The following is a 21,421-nucleotide window of genomic DNA, read 5'->3' as shown; positions in this document are numbered from 1 at the left end:
CTTCAGGGCGGGTAGGAGAACTCAAACGGTACTGTATATTTGTCCAGTATTCATTGGCGATTCCAATGCCTGAGCACGCCAGGAGCAAAAATGGCTGCGTGGACAATAAATCCAGCTCCGTTAGTTTGAAGGCCTCTCCTTCGGAAAGGGAGAGTTCTCAAACCACATGGAGTTACAACGATGAACCAACCAGAAAACCAGAACCCGCTTCGCCACGGTCGTGTCACCACCCCAGCCTCGCGTGGCGCCGTCGCCATCGACCTCGGCGTGCTGAGCGGCTGGCAGGTCGATGAAATGGAAGGCGGCAAGAACTTCCCGGCCCTGGCCGCCGGTCCGTTCCCCGCGCCGTTCCAGTCGGACAACCCGAGCGTCGCGCCGCCCGCCGATGGCTACATCCTCAGCGGTGGCAAGACCGACGCCCGTGACTGCGTCAACTTCACCGACGAGGAGATGGGCAAGAAGCTCAACCGCGCCTTCACCTGGCCGCTGATCAATGTCGACGCCGGGCAAGTGTTCAAGGTGACCTGGCGCTACACCGCGCCGCATACCACCCGCGGCTATCGCTGGCTGATCACCAAGGACGGCTGGGACCCGAAACAACGCATCACCCGAGCGCAACTGGAAGACAAGCCGTTCGCCGAGGACTTCTACCCGCAGGTGCCGTACTACAGCCACGCCGGCGAGTTGAAGGCCAAGGTCGATCACGAAGTGAAGCTGCCGGCCAACAAAAAGGGCCGTCACGTGATCGTGCTGATGTGGATCGTCGCCAACACCGGCAACGCCTTCTACCAGGCATTCGACGTCGACTTCCAGTAAGTCCGCGGGATCTACACACGTTCTGAAGGATTAGAACATGGCAACGATTGACTTTACCCAACTCAAGGCAGCGCAGGATGACGCTGCATCGCGAATGCCCAGCCTGGCGGGCAAGAAGATCCTCATGGGCTACTGGCACAACTGGCCGGCCGGCCCGGCGGATGGTTACCAGCGCGGGCAGTTCGCCAACATGAGCCTGGAGGAGGTGCCGCGCGACTACAACGTGGTGGCGGTGGCCTTCATGAAGGGCAGCGGTATACCGACCTTCAAGCCGTACAACCTGTCCGATGCCGAGTTCCGGCGCCAGGTGGGCGTGCTTAACAGCCAGGGCAGGGCGGTGCTGATGTCCCTGGGCGGCGCCGATGCGCATATCGCCCTGAACCCGGGCCATGAACAACCGCTGGCCAATGAAATCATTCGCCTGGTGGAAACCTACGGTTTCGACGGGCTGGACATCGACCTTGAACAGAGCGCGATCGATTTCGCCGCCAACAAGACGGTCCTGCCTGCCGCGCTGAAACTGGTGAAGGATCACTACGCCGCCGAGGGCAAGCATTTCATCATCAGCATGGCACCGGAGTTCCCCTACCTGACCAGCGCGGGGCGCTACGTCGACTACCTCAAGGCACTGGAGGGGTACTACGACTTCATCGCCCCGCAGTTCTACAACCAGGGGGGCGACGGGCTCTGGGTGCAGGAGGCCAACAATGGCAACGGCGCCTGGATCGCGCAGAACAACGATGCCATGAAGGAGGACTTCCTGTTCTACCTGACCGAGAGCCTGGTCAGTGGCACCCGCGGCTTCACCCGGATCCCGGCCGACAAGTTCGTCATCGGCCTGCCGGCCAACGTCGATGCAGCCGCCACCGGCTATGTGATCAACCCGACGGCGGTGACCAACGCGTTCAAGCGTCTCTACGCCAAGGGCGTGTCGATCAAGGGCCTGATGACCTGGTCGGTCAACTGGGACAGCGGGGTCAACAAGAACCACGTGCCCTACAACCAGGAGTTCAGCCGGCGCTACGGACCGCTGATCAACAGTGGCAACAAGGCCACAGCGTCCACCGACGCCTGATCGAGCCAGCATCCGGCAGACGTGCCTGATGCCCGACAGTCGAGGCCTGTCGGCTTGATCACCGCATGAAGATCCGATGCCGCAAGGCATCGGATTTTTTGTGCCTGGTCGCTAGTGTGGTGTTTCACAAATAACGACCATAACTCGCGGCGCTTTTTGCGCTCATGCAGCGTTGTCGCTCCTCGCCGTAGCTGGGCTACGACTCGTCGCGACGCCTTGCCTGAGCGCAAAAATCGCTCGCGATTTATTGGTCGTATTTGCAAAACACCACACTAGGGCGCAAGTACGAAAATGGCGAGTCACCGCTATGCACAGGGGCTACCATGTCACCCATGGCCAATATCAACGACACCACCGAAAACGACGCCTGCTACCTGGCACTGAAAGCGCACGATGCGCGCTTGGACGGCTGTTTGTTCCTGGGCTGGCGTCCGCCCTATGACACGGCGGCAATGCTCGGCTTTCTGCGCCTGCGGGCGATACCCGGCGTGGAGCGTGTGGAGGAGGGGACGTACACCCGTACGCTGCGCCTCATGCAGGACGGTCAGGAACATTGCGGCTGGTTGAGCGTGGCCTTCGACGAGGCGCGCGCCCATGTGCAGGTGACAACCAGCGACTCCCTGGCGGGTGTCCTGCCCACGGTGATCAACTGCGTGCGCGCCGCGTTCGACCTGGATGCCGACCCGCTCGCCATCGACGCCGTGCTGCACAGTGCGTTCCCCTCGGGTGCGGGCCTGCGCGTTCCGGGGACGGTGGATGGTTTCGAGCTGGCCGTGCGTGCCGTGCTGGGCCAGCAGATCACCGTGGCCGCTGCGCGCACATTGGGCGCACGCCTGGGCGCGGCCTTCGGACAACCCATCACAACGCCGCTGCCTGGCATGGACCGTCTGTTCCCCACGCCCGTCGCGCTGATCGCGGCCAGCGGTGATGAACTGGGCCGGCTGGGCATCACGCGCCAGCGCCAGGCGGCGCTCAAGGCGCTGGCCGAGGCGGTGCTGGAGGGCGGTCTGGTCCTGAGCCCCGGGGTGGACGTCGCGGCCACCTGTGCCCGCTTGCGCGCCCTGCCGGGGATCGGCGACTGGACTGCGCAATACATCGCCTTGCGTGCGTTGCGCTGGCCCGATGCCTTCCCGGCGGGCGATGTGGCGCTGCAAAAAGCCCTGGGGGTGAGCAGCGCACAGGCGGCAACGCAAGCCGCGCAGGGCTGGCGACCCTGGCGCGGCTATGCAGTGCTGCGCGCCTGGCAAAGCTTGCACTGACAGGCCAGCCTGAACAGGGGTAAACCAATTTCAGGACTAGACAGTATCGGGGAGTCGAAGCTCTGGGCGCCGAACACAGCTGACGTGCCTGTCATGGCAGGTCCAGTTGCCCGACCTGAAAAGCGCATGATATAAATGAGATTCACTATCAATTGGTTGCCATCATGGCTTCGACCGACAACGATCTTCTGCGAGCCCTGGCCTTGCACTACGACGATTTGGTCGAGCACATTCGCCGACGTTTTTCCAACCAGCATTTTGCCCGCGACGTGGTCCATGATGTCTGCGTGCAGATCCTGGAAAAGCCGCCGCTCAACGCCATCAGCGTGCCCATGGCCTTTTTGCGGCGTGCCACGCTCAACCGCGCAATCGACCGGCGCCGTTCGGAAAGTACCCGCACGCTGTACGCGCAGAGCCAGATCGCCGTGGTCGAGCAACACTGCGACCCGCTGGATGGTGCGATGGCGCTCGAATTCGAACAGCGCCTGCGTGCCTTGCTGGCGGTGATCGACGCATTGCCGGCGCGTCAGCGCCAGGTGTTCCTGCTCCACCGTATCCACGGCATGCCACAAAAGGACATCGCGCAGGAGCTGGAGATTTCCGTGAACATGGTTGCCCAGCATTTCATGCGGGCCATGCGCACCCTCGCGCAACGCTGGCAGCCGGAGGCCTGATCGATGCAACGCCGTAGCGCGCCCGGCGCGCGCGATGCCCTCGAGCCTTACGCTGAATCCCTGCGTGCGCTGGTGCCCAGCCGTGAGGCGCTTTTGCAGGAAGCCAAGGCGCAGAGCGCACGCAACGCCAATCGTCGGCGCAAGGCCGCCGGCACGGCCTTGCTGCTGGCCCTGGCCGGTTGGGCCTGGCTGGCCGACCCGGCGCTGGGCTACCGCCAGGTCGAGGTGGCCAGCAGCGGTCGCGAAACGTTGCACCTGGACGACGGCAGCGTGGTCGAACTGGACGCCGGCAGCGTGCTGCGCATCGAGTATCGCCTGCGCAGTCGGCAGTTCGAGCTGCTCGATGGCGAAGGCTTGTTCAGCGTGGCTCATCAAGCCAAGCCCTTCATCGTGCGTAGCCAGGGCGTGGCTGTGCGCGATATCGGCACGGTGTTCGATGTACGCAGCGACCTGGACGGCGTGCGGGTGGCTGTTCTGGAGGGCGAGGTGGAAGTGGACAACGGCATGGCGCGTCAACGGCTGACGGCCAACCAGCAACTGCTTGCCAACCCTCAGCGCCTGGGGCCGGTGCACGCCAGCAACCCCGGCGAACGAGACGCCTGGCGGCATGACCTGTTCCATTTCGACGGCACCCCGCTCGAGTCGGTCCTGGCGCAACTGCGCCGCCATCGCGACGCGCCGATTCGCCTGCAGGGCGCGACCGCCAGGCAACACCGGCTCAGCGGAGAGTTCCCGACCGGCAATGTCGAACAGTTGCTCGACAGCCTGCCGCAGCTGGCACCGGTAACAGTCAGCCGCGACAAGAGCGGTGCTGTGCAGGTGGATGTGCAGCGCTGAGAAAAAAATTTCAGCGCTGCATCAATGTGCGGGTGAGCACAAACGCCAATCCCTATGAAACGCATTCTCACTTGCTCTGATGGGGATTCCATGACGCTCTTTATCCACCCGCTGCGCCAGGCCATGGGCCTGGCGACATTCGGATTTCTGCTTGCCGGGCCCGTGCAGGCCGAACAGACGCACTACCGCATCGACCTGCCGGCCCAACCGCTGGATCAGTCGATCAACGCCCTTGCCCGCCAGACCGGTAGCCGCATTCTGTTCAACACTGACGCCGCGCACGCGGTACAAGCGCCGGCATTGCACCAGCAACTGAGCGTCGAACAGGCGCTGCGCCATTTGCTCGCCGGCAGCCACCTGAGCCTCACCCAGGCAGCCGATGGCCAGTATCTGATCGCGCTGCCCAGCGAACCCAGCAACGGTGCGCTGGAACTGGACGCTTCCAGCGTCATCGGCCGCCAGCCGGTCACCACCACCGAGGGCAGCCATTCCTACACCTCCGGCGCGGTCACCCTGGGCAAGGGCGTGCAGACCCTCAAGGACATCCCGCAGTCGGTCACGGTGATGACCCGCCAGCAGATGGACGACCAGAACACCCAGACCATCAGCGACCTGGTCAACCGCACGCCCGGCCTCACCGCCAGCCGTTCGCCGGGGTCGGGGCTGTTCATCTATTCGCGCGGTTTCAGCATCGACACGCTGCAGTACGATGGCGTGCCGATCCCGCGCAATACCTACTCGCTTGGCAGCTACCTCACCGAAGACCTGAGCTTCTATGACCGTGTCGAGGTGCTGCGTGGCCCGGCCGCGCTGTTGCAAGGCGGTGACAGCCCGGGCGGGGCGATGAACCTGGTACGCAAGCGCGGGCAGGACAAGGCGGTGGTCAGCCTGACCGGCAAGGCGGGTTCCTGGGACCGCTATGGCCTGCAACTGGATGCTGGCGGCCCGCTGAATGCCGAAGGCACCCTGCGTGCCCGCACGGTGGTCAGCCAGAACGACAACGGCTCGTTCATCGACTATGTGCGTGGCTGGAACCAGACCGTCTACGCTGCCGTGGACTATGACTTCACCCCGGACTTCACGATGGGTCTTGGCGTTGCCAACCAGAAGGGCCACGCCCGCCCGGCCATGCTTGGCCTGCCGCGCTATGCCGACGGCGGCAACCCCGACTGGTCGCGCTCGACCTATGTCGGCGCGGACTGGAACCGTGCCAACAACGACCAGACCAGCGTGTTCCTCGACGCCAGCTACCGGCTCAACGACGACTGGCGGCTGAAGGCTGCCGGCGTGTACATGAGCGAACACAACGGCGCGACCTACCAGGCGTTGTGGGATGCCCTCCCGGCCAACGGCTCCACCAGCAACACCTACATCGACTGGAGCACCGATTTCACCACCCACAGCAAGGGCCTGGACCTGTACCTGGACGGCCAGTTCACCGGCTTCGGTTTCGAGCAGACCTTCCTGCTCGGCGCCAACTACTCGCGCATCAATACCGATGACCGCTGGGCCAGGGCTCCCACTTTCGGCGCAGACTCCAGTAACGTCGACCACCACCGCCCGATGCCAGACATCTACGGCCTGGCAAGCCGGGGCCGTGGCGAGTTGACCGAGTACCAGATCACCCAGAAAGGCTTGTATTCGCGCTGGTCGATCAACCTGACCGAGCCGCTGAAGCTGATCGTCGGTGCCCGCACCAGCTGGTACGACTACAGCTACGCCTCCCAGTCCTTCGCCCGCACCGGCTACAGCGAATCGACAACCAGCAGCAACGGCAAGGTTTCGCCCTATGCGGGCCTGGTGTATGCGCTGAACAAACAGTGGTCGGTCTACACCAGCTACACCGATGTCTTCCAGCCGCAGAGTGCACGCACCAGCAGCGGTTCGGTGGTCGAGCCGATCATTGGCAGCAACTACGAACTGGGGCTCAAGGGCGAGTTGTTCGACGGGGCGCTGAACACCTCGGTCGCGCTGTTCCGCTACGACCAGGAGCACCACGCGGTGCTCGACCGCAGCGGGCCGATGGACTGCAATGGCTGGTACTGCTCGAAGGCCTCAGGCAAAGTGCGCAGCCAGGGCCTGGAGGCGCAGGTCAGCGGTGAAGTCCTCAGTGGCCTGCAAGTGATGGCCGGCTACGTCTACAACACCACGCGCTACCTGGAAGACGCCAACTACAAGGACAAGGTCTACAGCACCTGGACGCCCAAGCATCAGTTCAAGCTGTGGGCCGACTACACCTTGCCCGGTAACTGGAGCCGTACCTCGGTGGGGCTGGGCACCACGGCGGTCACCGGCACCACCTCCTACGACCACGTATTCGACCTGCCCGGTTATGCCATTTGGGATGCTCGGGTCGCGTACAAGGTCAGCGACGAGGTGACCGTGGCGGCGAACCTCAACAACCTGCTGGACAAGAAGTACTACCAGCCGGCCTACAACACCATCGACTACAACAACTACTACGGTGACCCGCGCAACGTCATGTTCAGTGTGAAATACACGCCGGAACTCTAGTTTGGCTCTGCTCTGGGTCGACTGCGGTCAGCCACGATCGGCTGCTTTCGACCCATTGCAGACGCTGAAGAAAGCAGCACAGGGCGCTCAGTTCGAGAACTGCTTCATAGAATTCCTTCTCATGCACTGATTCGCGGATATTAGCCCATGTAAATCCTTAGTATGATCAGCTTCTCGAGCTACATATGGAGTGTGCAATGCTTCCCAACAAGGCTTGCCCGGTGGTGCTGTCGTCTTCGCTACCGATCAGGCTTCTCCTGTTTCGGCATCCCTTGGCGGGCACCCAACTGGTTAAAGGCACTATCGAGAACGGAGAGCTACCGAGCGAAGCCGCCTTGCGTGAGCTGACAGAGGAGTCCGGTATCACTGGCACTACGGTTGAGACAGACCTGGGCTGCTGGGACGCTGAACATCGAGATCAGATATGGTCGTTTCACCTTTGTCGATCAGGACGACACCTGCCTGAGCGCTGGGCTCATCAGACACTGGATGACCACGGCCACGTGTTCGAATTTTTCTGGGCTCCGCTAGATGATCTTCCCTACACCGATTGCCACCCGGTGTTCCAGAGAGCGCTGACGTTTTTATTTCAAAGACTCAAGAAGTGGTCGTTAACAGCGATGAGCGACTGAGCGCTTCCGACTCATAGCAGAGCCTAAGGCCAAGTCGCTAGCAATTACCTCAATCGCCTGGTGGTAGCGAGGCCTGCAGCGTCTTTAGGTCAGAGGTAGGGAGTACAAGGCTTTCCAAGGCCAGCATGCTGCCGTTGGAGAGCTGCCAGTTGTAGAAGTCTGAAAAGTCATTCTTGGCCAGCGCCCGGATAGTCTTCGCAACAAAGCCGTGTGCTACAAGAAGAACACGCTTCGACGGATATCTCGATTCCAGATCTACCAATCCGCCTCTGACCCGCTTCACAACATCAGCTATCGATTCTCCTCCGGTGGGCCCTACCCCCCATTGGCGCGTAATGTTTCGCGACCAAAGCTGCGGATGTCGTTCCCTTGCTTGCGCCTGGGTCAACCCCTCGAAAACCCCAACATCGCGCTCTCGAAAGCAGTCCATTGCCTGGGCCGGGAGCTTGAGCTTCTCGTTAAGAATACTGGCGGTTTCCATTGCTCGTAGACGAGGAGATACGACAAGCGTGTCCAGTTCATGGGGCAAACTCGCCCTTAGTTCTTGAGCTTGCTCACGCCCCCGCTCCGTGAGCGATGGGTCGAGCGATCCCAGGTAACGATGTTCGACATTAGCCCAGGTTTCACCATGTCGTACGACATACAGGTCCATGAAATCCATCTCATCAGTGTAGAAGCGGCGGATTGTATCAACCTTGAAGTACCTGGCGCGGATGATCTCGAACGTCCGCTATGGGTCGAAAGGGGCCACTAGCAAAGTCCTCTTTGCCTCGCTTTGCGCTCGCCCAAACATCCAGCTATGCCCACACCCACCAGGGCCTATGGCGGACTTCAATTCCTGCGACCCCTTTCACATGCCAGCATTCCCAATCCCTCCCTCACTGAGTACACTTGAGACAAGTTCTTATTTGCACCTGGTAATCTTTTTTAGGGAGGCGTGATGTCCACCGTTGTTCCCGATGGCACTGCGCACACTGGCCTGGAAACACTGTACCGTGAGCACAGCGGCTGGCTGCACGGCTGGTTGCGCCAGCGTCTGAACAACTCCGCCGATGCCGCGGACCTGGCCCAGGACACCTTCATCCGGGTGCTGTTGGCGCGCACCGCCGGCACCCTCAAGGAGCCGCGGCACTACCTGGCGACCATCGCACGTGGGCTGACCATCGACCTGTACCGTCGCCGCAGCCTGGAAAGCGCCTACCTTGAAGCCTTGGCGCAGCAGCCGGAGCGTTATGCGCCTTCGGCCGAAACCCACGCCGCGATCCTCGATACCCTGATGGCCATCGACCGTATGCTCGATGGGCTGGGCCCGCGCACGCGGGCTGTGTTTCTCGCCGTGCAACTGGATGGCCTGAGCTACGAGAAGACCGGCGAACGCCTGGGTGTTTCGGTAAGCACCGTGCGCAAGCACCTGGCCCGCGCGCTGATGCATTGCCTGCTGGTCGAGGACGCATGAAGGCCATTCTCAGCGCGGCGGTGGACTGGTACGTGCGCCTGCATGACAGCAGTGTCGATGACGCCACCCGCGCCGCATGGCAAGCCTGGTGCATGGCCGACCCTCGCCACGCCGCAGCCTGGGCGCGCCTGGAGCAACTGCAAGGCCGCCTGGACAGCGCCCCCCGCGGTGCCGCGCAGACCCTGGAAAACGCCCGGCGCGACCGGCGCCATGCCGTGAAGGCACTGGCGCTGTTGCTCGGCGTCGGGGCCGTTGGTTGGCAGGGGTACCGGGCTTCCCCCTGGAGTGCCGACTATGCGACACGGATCGGCGAGCGCCGCCGACTGACCCTGGCCGATGGCACACGCCTGGACCTCAACACCGACAGCCGTGTCGATGTTCGCTACGACGCGGGCCAACGCCTGATCCAGCTGCAGCGCGGCGAGATCCTGGTGGAAACCGCCAAGGATGCGCGGCCACTCAGCGTGCGCACCGTGGCAGGCGACATCCTGGCCCTGGGTACCCGCTTCAGCGTGCGTCAGGACAACGACGTGAGCCATGTGGCGGTGGCCGCCCATGCCGTGGAGGTGCGGCCCAGCCGGGCGTCGCAGGTGGTGCGTATCGACAGCGGGTACAGCCTGAGTTTTGCCGCCGACCACATCGGCCCCCTGCAACCCTTGGCCCCCGGTGGCCAGGCCTGGGCCGAGGGCATGCTGGTCAGCGTCGACTGGCGCCTGGACGAGGTGGTCCATGAGCTGGCGCGCTACCGCCCCGGTTATCTCGGCTGCACGGGGGAGGTCGCCGGCTTGCGCCTGTCTGGCGCATTCAACCTGGACGACACCGACGTCGCCCTGGCCAGCCTGGAAGACGCGTTGCCGGTTCGCGCACGGCGCATGACGCGCTACTGGGTGCGCCTGGAGCCAATCGGCAAGGGGTAGGGGCCCACAATCGTTGAGGCCCGAGCCGGGAAGAGGGGGTGAAATCTCATCCGCTCTCAAACATTCGAGAATTTTTCGTATTTGGGGTAGCAGATTTCCTTCTCTGCTTCGGCTCTTGAGGGCGCGCGCATCAAGCGTGCCCAAGCCAACCCGAAACAGGAACCCTTTTTCATGTCCGCACGCCGTACCTCGCTAGCCTGCAGTATTCGCCAGGCGACCCTCGCACTGAGCCTTTGCGGCGCCGCGCTGGCGACCTCGACCGCCTGGGCCGCCGCGCAGCGCTACGATATCCCGGCCGGCAGCCTGGCTTCCGCGATCAGCCAGTTCGCCGCCGCCAGCGGCGTGACCATCAGTTTCAGCAATGACGAAACCAGCGGGCTGCACTCCTCGGGGCTGCACGGCAGCTTCGAGCTGGAGCAAGGTTTCTCCGCGTTGCTGCAGGGATCGGGGCTGCGCGTGCAGCAGGTGGGCGACAAGCGCTATGTGCTGAGCAAGGTGTATAACGACGGCGCCGTCGAGCTTGGAGCGACCAGCGTCGACGCCCTGGGCCTGGGCAGCACCACCGAAGGCACCGGCAGCTACACCACAGGTTCTGCCAGCACCGCGACTGGCCTGCGCCTGTCGGCACGCGAGACGCCGCAGTCGGTCAGTGTGGTGACCCGTCAGCAGATCGAGGACCAGAACCTGACAGACGTCACCCAGGTGCTCGAGCAGACGCCGGGCGTGGTCGTCGACAGCATGGGGCCGGCTGGCAGCGACGCCAACCATATCTATGTGCGCGGCTTCCAGGTCGGCAGCATCCAGGTCGATGGCGTCAACCGCCCCGATACCTTCGGCTTTCGCGACGACTTGGCCGACATGGTGTCGTACGACCGGGTCGAGGTGGTGCGCGGAGCGACCGGCCTGATGTCGGGGACTGGCGATCCCGGTGCCACCATCAACCTGGTGCGCAAGAAGCCGACCCTCGAGACGCAGCGCAAGCTGACCCTCAAGGCCGGCTCCTGGGACAGCTACCGTACCGAGCTGGACCTGTCCGGCAAGCTGTCGGAGAGCGGCCATGTACGTGGGCGTTTCGTCGCCTCGACCACCGACAGCCAGAGCCATATCGACCGGCAGTCGCTGGAGCGCCAGGTAGCCTACGGGGTGGTGGAGTGGGACGTCACCGACAGCACGATGCTGACCGTGGGCGCCGAGTACCAGGAGATGGATAACGACGGCGCGGGCAACCACGGCTTCCCGATGTACAACTCCGATGGCAGCCATTTCAATCCGTCGCGTTCGTTCAACTCGGCTTCGGACTGGAGCTATCACAAGCGCCGCGCGAAAACGCTGTTCACCACGCTGGAACACCAGCTGGACAACGGCTGGCAGTTGAAACTGAATGCCGAGCACAGTCGCCGCAGCTATGACGACACCTTCGCCACTGCCGCCGCCGGTAGCGTCAAGCCCGATGGCAGCGGTATCAGTACCTGGACCGGGCGTTGGGCGGGCGAGCCCCGGCAGACGTCGTTCGACCTTTCCGCCAGCGGCCCGTTCGAGCTGCTTTCCCGCGAGCATCAAGCGTACCTCGGCGCCAGCCACTACCGGGCCTACTACCGCAACAACGGTTATCCGTTGTGGACGATCCAGTCCATTGACAACATCCACACCTGGGACGGTTCGCTGGCGATCCCGGATGCGATCCACACCAAGTCTTCGGAAGATGCGCTGGATGAAACCCAGGATGGCCTGGTGGCCTCGGTACGCTGGAGCCTGGCCGATGATCTGTCGTTGATTACCGGCGCGCGGGTGATCGACTGGAAGCGCGACGAAAGCGCCACCACCCTGGCGACCGGCAAGACCAAGCGCACTTCGCGCAGCGAAACCGGGGTTGTCACGCCTTACGTGGGGCTGGTCTACGACTTCGCCGAGAACTGGTCGGCCTACGCCAGCTATACCGCGATCTTCAAGCCGCAGAGCAGGCAGGATGCCAGTGGCGGCTACATCGAGCCGCTGGAGGGTGTGAACTACGAGTTGGGTATCAAGAGCGAGTTCTGGGACAAGCGCCTGACCACCGCCTTCAGTGTCTTCGAGGTGCAGCAGGACAACCTGGCCGTGGCTGACGGCGACAAGCTGGCACCGAACGGCGACCAGGCCTACCGCGCCGAGTCCGGCACCAAGACCCGTGGTTTCGAGATGGAGATGGCGGGGCAGATCCTGCCTGATTGGCAGGTTTCCGCCAGCTACACCTATGCCCAGGCCGAAGACTCCGATGGCAAGCGCCTGCTCACTGAGGTGCCGCGCGATACCTTCAAGCTGTTCACCAGTTACCAACTGCAGTCCTTGCCACAGTTGAAGATTGGCGGCGGCGTCCGCTGGCAGGGGATGGAGTACAAGAAGAACGCCGGCCCGAACAAGGAGACGTTCACCCAGGGCGCCTACAGTGTGGTCGACCTGATGGCGCAGTACGCGTTCACGCCGCAGACCAGCGTCGCCTTGAACCTCAACAACGTGCTGGATGAGAAGTACTACTCCGCGATCGGTGGGCGCGGATGGTACGGCACCCCGCGCAGTGCCACGGCGACGTTGGTCTACGCATTCTGATCCACGTCGGGCAGGTCGGGTGGCGCCCATGGCTGGGGCCACCCGACATAACGCGATGGACAGGCTCTGCGGCTGCCTGGTGCTACCAGCTTTGTGAATGAGGCTGCGGCCCTGGCAGCGTCGGAAACAACGGCAACACCTCCTCGGCCAGCTCCTGGATGATGTCCTGCGCCGGACGCCTGGCCATCTGCAATCCCAGCGCGGCGTGGTTCACCCCGGCCTCGCGCCATTCCTCCAGCAGTTCGATCAACCCATGGCGCCCTGTGCGCAGCACATAACCGCCCTGCAGGGGCGTTCGGGGGAAGTGCGGGTCGTCGTCCAGGTCGATCCATTCATTGGTCATGTGCGGGCGGAAACCGCCACCCGGTATCGCCTCGCGCCAGGCGCGGACTTTTGCCGCCAGGCGCAGCGGCCCGTGCCTGTCGTGGGTGGCGTGCGGGTAGGTGAGCCAGCCGTCGGCATGCTCGCCGAGCCACTGCAGGCTTTGCCGCGAAGAGCCGGTCATCACCAACGGGATGCGCCCGCAGACAGGCGCGGGCAGCAGGCGGGCGCCGTGCAGTTGCCCCAGCGGTGAGTCGATCGGCCCAGGATGCTGGGCCAGTAGCCGACGGAAGTAGTCCACGCCCAGGGCAAAGCGCTCGCCACGGCTATCGTGGTCCAGGCCGTAGGCCGGGAACTCCACGGGCCGGTCCCCCGAAGCGATGCCCAGCACCAGGCGCCCGCCCGACAGGTTGTCGAGGGTGGCCGCGGCCTTGGCCAGGTCGATGGGGTGGCGCAGGGGGAAGACGGTACTGCCGGTCACCAGGGCGATGCGTTCGGTATGGGCTGCCAGATAGGCGAGGTAGGCAAATGGGTCGAAGACCTGCCCGGCATCGCCAAAGTGCGGGTCGAACAACGGCACGTCACGCACCCAGACCGCCGCGAAACCCAACTGGTCGATCTTGCCGACCAGGCGCGCCTGGCCGGACAGCACGCGCATGTCGCCGTCATAGAAGCGCAGCGGCATGAAGATGCCCAGCGTCAGCGTGTCGGGGGCGAACATGCGCCGGTAGCCGGGATGCTCGCGAAAGGCGTCGGCGTTGGCGCCACAGGTGCTCGGGGTGGTGTTCATGGCTGCTCCTTGGGTCAGCGTGTTCACGGGCCGGTGGCCGGGGCGGGTAGGCGGATACCGCGTTGCACGGCCGGGCGCCGTTCGACCTGCCGGTACCAGCGCACCAGGTGGCGGTGGGCGCTGAAATCAAAGCCCACCAGGGCTGCGATATGCAGCCAGGCGAAGGTGGCGATGTCGGCAATCGAATAAGCGTCCCCAGCCAGCCACGAGCGGCTGGCCAGGTGCTGGTCGAGCGTTTCGAAGGTGCTTTCGGTCAGGCTGCGGTAGCGCTGCAGCGCCGCAGGGTTGGGCGTGCCCTCGAAGCACTCGAAGTGCACGCGCTGGCCGAGCAGGGGCCCCATGCTGGCGCTGTGGTACATCAGCCAGGTGATCGCGGCCCAGCGGGGCTGCGCTGCCTGATCGAGCAACTGGCCGCTGAGCTGAGCCAGGTAAAGCAGGATGGCGGCGGACTCGAACAACACGATGTCGGCATCACGGTCGACCAGCACCGGTATGCGGCCTGCCGGGTTGAGCGCGAGAAAGTCTGGTTGCATGTGCTCGCCGTGCTCGATGCGGACATGCTCCAGACGATAGGGCAGGCCCATCTCTTCAAGTGCGATGGTGATTTTGAAGCCGTTGGGGGAGCTGTCGGTGTAGAGAACAAGGGAGGGGTCTTGCATGCTGGATAACCTCAGGGAAACTAACGTAAGTTGTTTGGCCTGAGCGCTATCCTATGCATGCTGTATGCACATTTAAAACGATAGCTTCTGTAACCAGGATTAGATTTTCTAAACCAAGGAATCCCTATGGGCGCTGTCCTGCCATTGCTCGCCTTGCGTGCTTTTACCGAAACCACTCGCCTGGGCAGTCTGAAGGCTGCGGCCGAGCGCATGGGGGTGACGCCTGGGGCGATCAGCCAGCAGATCCGCCAGCTGGAGGACCGCCTTGGCGTCAGCTTGCTGACCCGCAGCCGCCATGGTGTGCAGCTCACCGAGGCGGGAGCGGCGCTGTACCCGGGCCTCTTGCGTGGCTTCGGCGAGATCGAGAGCGCATTGCTGGACCTGGACGCGTTGGTGGGCGCCAGCACCTTGACCATCAGTACCCAGCCCTCGTTCGCCTCCAGCTGGCTGGTGCCGCGCCTGGCCGCTTTCAATGCGCTGCATCCGCATATCGAGGTGCGCGTGGAGGCTACCGCGCAACTGGTCGACCTGCAGCGCGGGCGTGTTGATATCGCATTGCGCCATGGCTTGGGCGACTATCCGGGGCTTGAGTCGATCCGCTTCCTGGCACCGGTGCTGCTGCCCGTCTGCAGCCCGGCCCTGCTCGCCGGCGGGCCGCTGCTGCGCGAGCCGCAGGACTGCCTGCAATACCCGCTGCTGCAGGAGGCCGAGCGCGCCGACTGGGCGCTGTGGTTGCAGGCCCACGGCGTGGTGCCGGACAGCCGCAGCCGGCGCGGGCCGAGCTTCGACGAGGACTTGCTGCTGTTGCGTGCGGCCGTCGGTGGCCAGGGCATCGCGCTGGTGCAGGCGCAGCATGCCGAGGAAGACCTGCGCGAGGGTCGACTGGTGGTGGCTTTGGACCGTCCCTGGCCATCGCGCTTCGCCTACTACGTGGTCGCCCGCAGGGAGAAGCTCGAACGACCGCCGGTGCGGGCTTTCATCGACTGGCTGGGTGGGCAGCTTGCTGGCGACTAGAGCGCGGGGGCTCGGTCTGACAAGTGCTCGACGCTATCGCCACTCACCTTGCTGCTGGCCCGGGACGGCAACACCTTTAAAGTAACAAATGTTTCGTAAATTCACGCTTTTGGTGCGAACACTGTTCCGGCAACGTGCATGGATGGGTTTTCAGGTATCACATAGCAAGTGTTATAAAAATAATAACCGATTGAAAAATATGTAGAAAACATCTGTTACGAAATTGGCATGTGGTTTGCTCCAGGCTTTCTGTCCGGGCATGCGTCCGGGGTGTCGAACAGACCCTGTCGTCCCCACTCCTGGGATCAGGAATGGCGGACGGCAGCTCAGAGCCTATGAGGACCTTCCAATGAAAGATGTGATTCAGCACCTTGATGTCGGCCATGCCTGCTGCGCAGTAGCCCGGCCGTTGGTGGTGGCGCTCGCGGCCCTGGCCGTCTTCGGCTCGGCCCAGGCTGCCGGGACTGACGCCGGGCAGTTGGGCGGCAAGCTGACCCCCCTGGGCGGCGAGGTGGCGGCCAACGCAGACGGCTCGATTCCGGCCTGGGTGGTCCCCGGCAAACAGGACTCGGGGTGGAGCTACGGCCAGGTGCGCGGCCAATACTGGAAGTTCAAGGACGACAAGCCATTGTTCAGCATCGACGCCGGCAATGTGGCGCAACATGCCCAGCAACTGTCGCCAGGCCAGCTCGAGCTGTTCAAGAAGATCCCGGGTTATCGCATGGACGTCTACCCGACGCGGCGCAGCTGCGGCGCGCCGGACTTCGTGGTCGACAACACGCGCAAGAACGTCGGCTTCGCCACTCTCGACGGCGAAGGCCTGGCCTTGCAAGAGGCCCATGTTCCCGGCATTCCGTTCCCCCTGCCCACGACGGGGGCCGAGGTCATGTGGAACATGAAGATGCGCTACCGCGGGGTCGGCTTCGACATGTCCAAGACGGTCTCCGGATTGTCGCCGCGCGAGGCGGGCGGAAGCTGGCTGCGCACTTCCACCGACTGGTTCATGTACACCCCCTGGGGGCAGAAGGGCAGTGCGCTGTTCTCCTCGTTCGACCGCCTGGAGGTGGCCACCTACTTCAACTACTACGAGCCGGCCGCCTTGGCGGGCCAGGCGGGGGTGGTCACCACCAAGGCCGGGGAGCAGGCCAGCACCTTCTACTACTTCCCCGGGCAGCGACGGGTACGGCGCATGCCGTCGTATTCCTACGATGCACCGCAGATCGGCCTGGACAACCAGTACACCATCGACGAGTCGAACATCTTCTTCGGCCCCATGGATCGCTTCGACTGGAAGCTGGTCGGCAAGCAGGAGCTGCTGGTGCCGTACAACGCGTTCGGTGCCTATGACGGTTCGGCGCGCATCGAGGATGTCGCGCAGCAGAGCGCCATTGCGCCCCAGGCCCGGCGCTACGAGCTGCACCGGGTCTGGGTGGTGGAGGCCAACGTGCGCCAGGGCATGCGCCACCAGGCGCCCAAGCGGGTGTTCTACATCGATGAGGACAGCTGGAACGGCCTGATGGCGGTCGACTACGACAAACAGGGGCAGATCTGGAAGGTCCGCGAGGGCTACACCATCCCGGTCTACGAGACCGGCACCTGCGACATGGAGGCCCAGGCCCAGTACAACCTGGTCGATGGCCGCTACCTCTACGACATGACCTCCATCGGCGTTGGCAAGAAGGATCACCGCTGGCTCACCGAGGATGCCGGTAACCCGCGCCTGAAGCGCGATTTCTACACCTCCGACAACCTGCGGGCCATCAGCGAACGTTGAACCTTCACCTCTAGAGCGCCGTCATGAAAACAACAATCACAAAAGTTTCAGGCCTTGCTATTGCGTGCATGACCCCCTTGGCAATGGGGTTCACCTTTGAAACCGAATCCGTCAGGGGGGCTTTCGACTCGACGATCTCCTATGGCATGGGCGTGCGCACCGAGTCCCAGGGTTGCAACCTGATCAACCAGGGGGCAACGGGCCATCACCCTCCTGCGGGGTGCCTGGCCCAGACTTCCGGTATCGGCGACCAGGGCGATCTCAACTACGACAAGGGCGACCTGTTCACCCACTACCTCAAGGGCACCCACGAGCTGCTGCTCAAGATGCCCGAGGATTTCACCTTCATGGCCCGGGGCAGCTGGATTCGCGACTTCGCCGCCAGCGACACGACGGGTGCGCTGTCGTTCAACACACCGGCGGACGTGGGCAGCGACGGCCTGACCCGTTCGGCGCGTGATGACCTCGCATTCAAGGCGCGCCTGCTCGACCTGTGGGTGAGCAAGGGTTTCGACGTGGGCGATCAGCGCGTGCGCGCACGGCTGGGCAACCAGGTGATCAACTGGGGCGAAAGCCTGTTCGTGCAGGGTGGCATCAACAACACCAACGCCTACGATGTGCAGGCCTTGTCGCGCCCGGGCGTGCAGCTCAAGGAAGCCGTGCTGCCGGCGCCGATGCTCAGCGTCGCCTCTGGCCTTGGGGCCGGGGTCAATGTCGAGGCCTATTACCAGTTCGCCTGGAACAAGAGCGAACTGCCGCCGGTGGGCAGCTACTGGTCGTACACCGCTGCGCTCGGCAAGGGCATGAAGTCGTACGGTTTCGACGACAAGAATGCCCGCGACAGTGGCCAGTGGGGGCTTTCGCTGCGCTGGCAGCCGCAGGACAGCGACCTCAACCTGGGTGTGTACGTGATGCGCTACCACGACAAGCTGCCTTCGCTGACCACCCGGCTGCTTGATCCGGACACCTTCGCCGTGTCGCAGAAATGGGTCTATCCCGAAGACCGGATGATGTATGGCATCAGTGCCAACCTGCCGCTCGGCGACTGGGCGGTGGGCACCGAGCTGTCCTACCGGCCCAAGGATGCCGTCGCCCTGAACCCGGTGCTCGACCTGTGCGCGAACAACGGGGGCAAGTGCTGGAAGGACGAGAAGAAGTTCCAGTGGCACCTCACCGGGCTGTACAGCATGACGCCTTCCAATTCGCCGCGGCTGCTGGACCTGACGGGAGCAAGCACCGGTACCCTGCTGACCGAGCTGGTGGTCATCAAGTACCCGGGGCTGCACGACAGCTACGACGGCGAGGTGATCGCCGCCGGGTCCAACACCTGGCAGCTGGACCCGGCCAGCACGCCCAAGGCCCATGGCGACAAGACCTCCTCGGGGATCAACCTGGACTTCAGCCTGACCTACGACGGCACCCTGCTGCCCGGCTGGCAGGTGACCCCGGGCATCTTCTATGCGCGCTCGCTGGGCGGGCGCACGCCCAACCTGGCGGCAACCTTCACCGAAGACGCCAGCAGCCTGAACCTGTACCTCAACTTCGTGCGCAACCCCGCCAGCTGGCAGCTGTCGTTCAACTACGCCAAGTTCATGGGGGGCGACACGGCCTACGACCAACTGCTGCGTGACCGCGACTATGTCGGCGTGGTTCTGTCGCGCACTCTGTGAGGCCTGCCGTGAACATGTCTATCGATGTATCGAAGCAATCGCTGCGCGGCGTCCTGCCGCGCATCGAGGCCGGTCTGTTCGGGCAGCGGCGTGTGGTGCTGCTTATCCTGGCCTTGTTCACCGCGGTGATGGCCTGGTTCGCGGTGCAGTTGCGCATGGATGCCGGGTTCGAGAAACAGCTGCCGATCGGCCACGAGTACGTGGAAACCTTCAGGCAGTACCGTGGCGACTTGCTCGGTGCGAACCGTCTGACTTTGGTGGTCAGGGCCCGCGAAGGCAGCATCTGGAGCGAGGCGGGCCTGCGTCGTCTGTACGATGTGACCCAGGCCGTGACGTTCCTGCCAGGCATCTCGCGCAGCAGCGTGCGCTCGCTGTGGACGCCCAACGCGTTCGTCAACGAGATCACCGAGGAGGGGTTTCGAGCCGACCCGCTGGTGCCCGGGACGGTGACGCCCGAGCGGCTGGACAGCACCGCCATCGCCCGGATCGCCGACTCGACCGCCCAGGGCGGCTTCATCGGCACCCTGGTTTCCCGTGACCAGCGCAGCGCGATGATTACCGCCGAACTCACCGAGCGTGACGCCAAGGGCGAGCACCTGGATTACGTGGCCTATAACCGGGTGCTGGAGGAGCAGATCCGCCAACGGTTCGAGGATGCGCAGTTCGAGGTGCAGATCATCGGCTTCGCCAAGCAGATTGGCGATATCGCCGATGGCGCGGCGGCGGTGCTGGAGTTCTGCCTGCTGGCCCTGTTGCTGACTGCGGTGGCGGTGTACTGGTACTGCCATTCGCTGCGCTTCACCTTGCTGGCGCTGGGCTGTTCGCTGACCTCGCTGGTCTGGCAGTTCGGCAGCTTGCGCCTGTTGGGCTACGGACTAGACCCGCTGGCGGTGCTGGTGCCGTTCCTGGTGTTCGCCATCGGTGTCTCCCACGGGGTGCAGCAGATCAACTACATCGTCCGCGAGATCGCCGCCGGCAGCACGCTCGCGGTGGCGGCGCGCTCGAGCTTCCGCGGGTTGCTGGTGCCGGGCACCTTGGCGTTGGTGACGGCCTTCGTGTCGTTCATCACCTTGTTGCTGATCCCCATCCCCATGGTGCGCGAGCTGGCGATCACCGCGGCGCTCGGTGTGGCCTTCAAGATTGTCACCAACCTGGTCATGTTGCCGCTGGTGGCCTCGATGCTGAAGGTTGATGGCCGTTACGCGGCCCGCGAGGAGTCCGCCCGCGAGTGTCGTGCCGCGCGCCTGGCGTGGCTGGCCGCGCTGGCCGAATGGCGCAATGCGCGCTGGGTCATGCTGGTGGCCTTGCTGGTGTTCGCCACGGCCGTCTGGCAGAGCCACGACCGCGTGGTCGGTTCGCTGCAGGCCGGGGCACCGGAGCTGCGCGAGGACGCGCGCTTCAACCGCGACGCGCTGGCCATCGCCAGCCACTACGACATCGGCCTTGACTGGCTCAGCGTGGTCTTCGAAGTGCAGCCCGGGCGGCTGGGTGACGCAGGTGGCAACGCCTGCGAGGACGTCGAGCTTGGGCAATACCAGGACCGCTTCGCGTGGGCGATGGAAGGGGTGCCGGGGGTGCTTTCGGTGGCGTCGTTCTCCTCGGCCATGCGTCAGTTCAACGAAGGCTACAACGAGGGCAACCCGAAGATGAGCGCTGTGCCGATCGATGCGATGAACTATTCATCGCTGGCCGCCGAAGTGGCGCGCAGCCCAGGCCTGATGCGCAACGATTGCAGCATGACCGCGGTGCACCTGTACCTGGCGGACCACAAGGCCACCACCATCGGCCGGGTGATCGAGGCGGCCAAGACGTTTCGCGCCGAGCAGCCGTTGCCCGGCGTTGACGTGCGCCTGGCTGCCGGCAACGCCGGGGTGATCGCCGCCATCAACGAGGAGGTTGAGAAGAGCGAGACGCCGATGCTGCTCTATGTCTATGCCGCCATCGCCTTGCTGGTGCTGGTGGTGTATCGCGACTGGCGCGCCGTGCTGGTGTGCTGCCTGCCGTTGACCATCGGCACCTTCATTGGCTACTGGTTCATGAAGACGCTGCAGATCGGCCTGACCATCGCCACGCTGCCGGTGATGGTGCTGGCGGTAGGTATCGGGGTGGATTACGCCTTCTACATCTACAACCGCATCCAGTTGCACCAGGCCGATGGCCAGCCGGTCGGGGTCGCGGTGGCGCTGTCGCTGCGCGAGGTGGGCATGGCGACCATCTTCACTGCAATCACCCTGGCGGTCGGCGTGGCCACCTGGGCGTTTTCCGCGCTCAAGTTCCAGGCGGACATGGGCAAGCTGCTGGCCTTCATGTTCATGGTCAACATGGTCATGGCCATGACTGTGCTGCCGGCGTTCGCGGTCTGGCTGGAACGGGTCTTCCCACGCAAGCGCCCGGTGCGCAGGATCGGCGCGCTGGCGCATTGAGGAGAGC

16 protein-coding genes and 1 pseudogene are annotated in these 21,421 nt (G+C 63.9%); 14 read left to right on the top strand and 3 right to left on the bottom strand.

Annotated elements, in window-relative coordinates; all coding sequences use genetic code 11:
* The first annotated feature begins 180 nt into the window (after positions 1-180).
* The 7 genes and pseudogenes from CCOS191_RS15395 (at position 181) to CCOS191_RS15365 (ending at position 7,807) form a co-directional block, all read left to right on the top strand.
* The gene (locus CCOS191_RS15395; protein WP_046855967.1) at positions 181-816 is read left to right on the top strand and encodes a lytic polysaccharide monooxygenase auxiliary activity family 9 protein; all 636 of its coding nucleotides are present in this window, start codon (positions 181-183) and stop codon (positions 814-816) included.
* Positions 817-853: 37 nt separating this feature from the next.
* Positions 854-1,861, top strand: a pseudogene (locus CCOS191_RS15390) (chitinase); the annotation flags it as partial.
* A 353-nt stretch (positions 1,862-2,214) separates the two neighbouring features.
* The gene (locus tag CCOS191_RS15385; protein WP_082120432.1) at positions 2,215-3,150 is read left to right on the top strand and encodes a DNA-3-methyladenine glycosylase family protein; all 936 of its coding nucleotides are present in this window, start codon (positions 2,215-2,217) and stop codon (positions 3,148-3,150) included.
* A gap of 164 nt (positions 3,151-3,314) precedes the next feature.
* Positions 3,315-3,824 (top strand): RNA polymerase sigma factor, encoded by a 510-nt coding sequence (locus CCOS191_RS15380; protein ID WP_046855966.1) that lies wholly within the window; start codon positions 3,315-3,317, stop codon positions 3,822-3,824.
* 3 nt (positions 3,825-3,827) lie between these two features.
* Positions 3,828-4,661: a FecR family protein gene (locus CCOS191_RS15375; protein WP_046855965.1), complete on the top strand. Its 834-nt coding sequence runs from the start codon at positions 3,828-3,830 to the stop codon at positions 4,659-4,661.
* Between the two features lie 90 nt (positions 4,662-4,751).
* Positions 4,752-7,175, top strand: coding sequence for a TonB-dependent siderophore receptor (locus tag CCOS191_RS15370; protein ID WP_052752619.1), 2,424 nt, complete (start codon positions 4,752-4,754; stop codon positions 7,173-7,175).
* Between the two features lie 197 nt (positions 7,176-7,372).
* Complete coding sequence (locus CCOS191_RS15365; RefSeq protein ID WP_046855964.1) at positions 7,373-7,807, top strand: NUDIX hydrolase; 435 nt, start codon at positions 7,373-7,375, stop codon at positions 7,805-7,807.
* A gap of 49 nt (positions 7,808-7,856) precedes the next feature.
* Here the strand turns inward: CCOS191_RS15365 and CCOS191_RS15360 are convergent, their stop codons facing one another.
* Positions 7,857-8,459: a histidine phosphatase family protein gene (locus CCOS191_RS15360; protein ID WP_046857813.1), complete on the bottom strand. Its 603-nt coding sequence runs from the start codon at positions 8,457-8,459 to the stop codon at positions 7,857-7,859.
* 288 nt (positions 8,460-8,747) lie between these two features.
* On the opposite strand from CCOS191_RS15360, the gene CCOS191_RS15355 reads away from it, so the two are divergent.
* From CCOS191_RS15355 to CCOS191_RS15345, 3 genes are all read left to right on the top strand, one after another.
* Positions 8,748-9,263 (top strand): sigma-70 family RNA polymerase sigma factor, encoded by a 516-nt coding sequence (locus tag CCOS191_RS15355; RefSeq protein ID WP_023630684.1) that lies wholly within the window; start codon positions 8,748-8,750, stop codon positions 9,261-9,263.
* Positions 9,260-10,180 carry a FecR domain-containing protein gene (locus CCOS191_RS15350; RefSeq protein ID WP_046855963.1) on the top strand — a complete coding sequence of 307 codons (921 nt, stop codon included), beginning with the start codon at positions 9,260-9,262 and terminating at the stop codon, positions 10,178-10,180. The genes CCOS191_RS15355 and CCOS191_RS15350 overlap by 4 nt, the downstream gene beginning before the upstream one ends.
* 171 nt (positions 10,181-10,351) lie before the next feature.
* Entirely contained in the window at positions 10,352-12,763 is a 2,412-nt protein-coding gene (locus tag CCOS191_RS15345) for a TonB-dependent siderophore receptor (RefSeq protein WP_046855962.1), read from the top strand.
* Between the two features lie 82 nt (positions 12,764-12,845).
* Here the strand turns inward: CCOS191_RS15345 and CCOS191_RS15340 are convergent, their stop codons facing one another.
* Both CCOS191_RS15340 and CCOS191_RS15335 read right to left on the bottom strand, forming a co-directional pair.
* Positions 12,846-13,874 carry an LLM class oxidoreductase gene (locus tag CCOS191_RS15340; RefSeq protein ID WP_046855961.1) on the bottom strand — a complete coding sequence of 343 codons (1,029 nt, stop codon included), beginning with the start codon at positions 13,872-13,874 and terminating at the stop codon, positions 12,846-12,848.
* Between the two features lie 23 nt (positions 13,875-13,897).
* On the bottom strand, positions 13,898-14,533 hold the full coding sequence (locus tag CCOS191_RS15335; protein ID WP_046855960.1) for a glutathione S-transferase family protein: 636 nt from the start codon (positions 14,531-14,533) through the stop codon (positions 13,898-13,900).
* Positions 14,534-14,659: 126 nt separating this feature from the next.
* Here CCOS191_RS15335 and CCOS191_RS15330 point away from each other — a divergent pair, with 126 nt between their 5' ends.
* The 4 genes from CCOS191_RS15330 to CCOS191_RS15315 all read left to right on the top strand — a co-directional run bounded on the left by CCOS191_RS15330 (position 14,660) and on the right by CCOS191_RS15315 (position 21,414).
* Positions 14,660-15,547 carry a LysR substrate-binding domain-containing protein gene (locus CCOS191_RS15330; protein ID WP_046855959.1) on the top strand — a complete coding sequence of 296 codons (888 nt, stop codon included), beginning with the start codon at positions 14,660-14,662 and terminating at the stop codon, positions 15,545-15,547.
* Between the two features lie 349 nt (positions 15,548-15,896).
* Entirely contained in the window at positions 15,897-17,321 is a 1,425-nt protein-coding gene (locus CCOS191_RS15325) for a DUF1329 domain-containing protein (protein ID WP_046855958.1), read from the top strand.
* A gap of 23 nt (positions 17,322-17,344) precedes the next feature.
* Positions 17,345-18,991 (top strand): DUF1302 domain-containing protein, encoded by a 1,647-nt coding sequence (locus CCOS191_RS15320; RefSeq protein WP_331711933.1) that lies wholly within the window; start codon positions 17,345-17,347, stop codon positions 18,989-18,991.
* A 14-nt stretch (positions 18,992-19,005) separates the two neighbouring features.
* Positions 19,006-21,414, top strand: coding sequence for an efflux RND transporter permease subunit (locus tag CCOS191_RS15315; protein WP_172670896.1), 2,409 nt, complete (start codon positions 19,006-19,008; stop codon positions 21,412-21,414).
* Positions 21,415-21,421 lie beyond the last annotated feature (7 nt).

Origin of the sequence: Pseudomonas sp. CCOS 191 (assembly GCF_001007005.1) — a bacterium.
In the GTDB taxonomy this organism is placed as follows: Bacteria; Pseudomonadota; Gammaproteobacteria; order Pseudomonadales; family Pseudomonadaceae; genus Aquipseudomonas; species Aquipseudomonas soli.
Note: the sequence above shows the minus strand (reverse complement) of the source record. Positions and strands in the feature narration are given on the sequence as shown.

Coding starts and splice junctions, on each gene's coding strand:
- CCOS191_RS15395 (WP_046855967.1), top strand. CDS start 181: ATGAACCAACCAGAAAACCAGAACCCGCTTCGCCACGGTCGTGTCACC.
- CCOS191_RS15385 (WP_082120432.1), top strand. CDS start 2,215: ATGTCACCCATGGCCAATATCAACGACACCACCGAAAACGACGCCTGC.
- CCOS191_RS15380 (WP_046855966.1), top strand. CDS start 3,315: ATGGCTTCGACCGACAACGATCTTCTGCGAGCCCTGGCCTTGCACTAC.
- CCOS191_RS15375 (WP_046855965.1), top strand. CDS start 3,828: ATGCAACGCCGTAGCGCGCCCGGCGCGCGCGATGCCCTCGAGCCTTAC.
- CCOS191_RS15370 (WP_052752619.1), top strand. CDS start 4,752: ATGACGCTCTTTATCCACCCGCTGCGCCAGGCCATGGGCCTGGCGACA.
- CCOS191_RS15365 (WP_046855964.1), top strand. CDS start 7,373: ATGCTTCCCAACAAGGCTTGCCCGGTGGTGCTGTCGTCTTCGCTACCG.
- CCOS191_RS15360 (WP_046857813.1), bottom strand. CDS start 8,459: ATGGACCTGTATGTCGTACGACATGGTGAAACCTGGGCTAATGTCGAA.
- CCOS191_RS15355 (WP_023630684.1), top strand. CDS start 8,748: ATGTCCACCGTTGTTCCCGATGGCACTGCGCACACTGGCCTGGAAACA.
- CCOS191_RS15350 (WP_046855963.1), top strand. CDS start 9,260: ATGAAGGCCATTCTCAGCGCGGCGGTGGACTGGTACGTGCGCCTGCAT.
- CCOS191_RS15345 (WP_046855962.1), top strand. CDS start 10,352: ATGTCCGCACGCCGTACCTCGCTAGCCTGCAGTATTCGCCAGGCGACC.
- CCOS191_RS15340 (WP_046855961.1), bottom strand. CDS start 13,874: ATGAACACCACCCCGAGCACCTGTGGCGCCAACGCCGACGCCTTTCGC.
- CCOS191_RS15335 (WP_046855960.1), bottom strand. CDS start 14,533: ATGCAAGACCCCTCCCTTGTTCTCTACACCGACAGCTCCCCCAACGGC.
- CCOS191_RS15330 (WP_046855959.1), top strand. CDS start 14,660: ATGGGCGCTGTCCTGCCATTGCTCGCCTTGCGTGCTTTTACCGAAACC.
- CCOS191_RS15325 (WP_046855958.1), top strand. CDS start 15,897: ATGAAAGATGTGATTCAGCACCTTGATGTCGGCCATGCCTGCTGCGCA.
- CCOS191_RS15320 (WP_331711933.1), top strand. CDS start 17,345: ATGAAAACAACAATCACAAAAGTTTCAGGCCTTGCTATTGCGTGCATG.
- CCOS191_RS15315 (WP_172670896.1), top strand. CDS start 19,006: ATGTCTATCGATGTATCGAAGCAATCGCTGCGCGGCGTCCTGCCGCGC.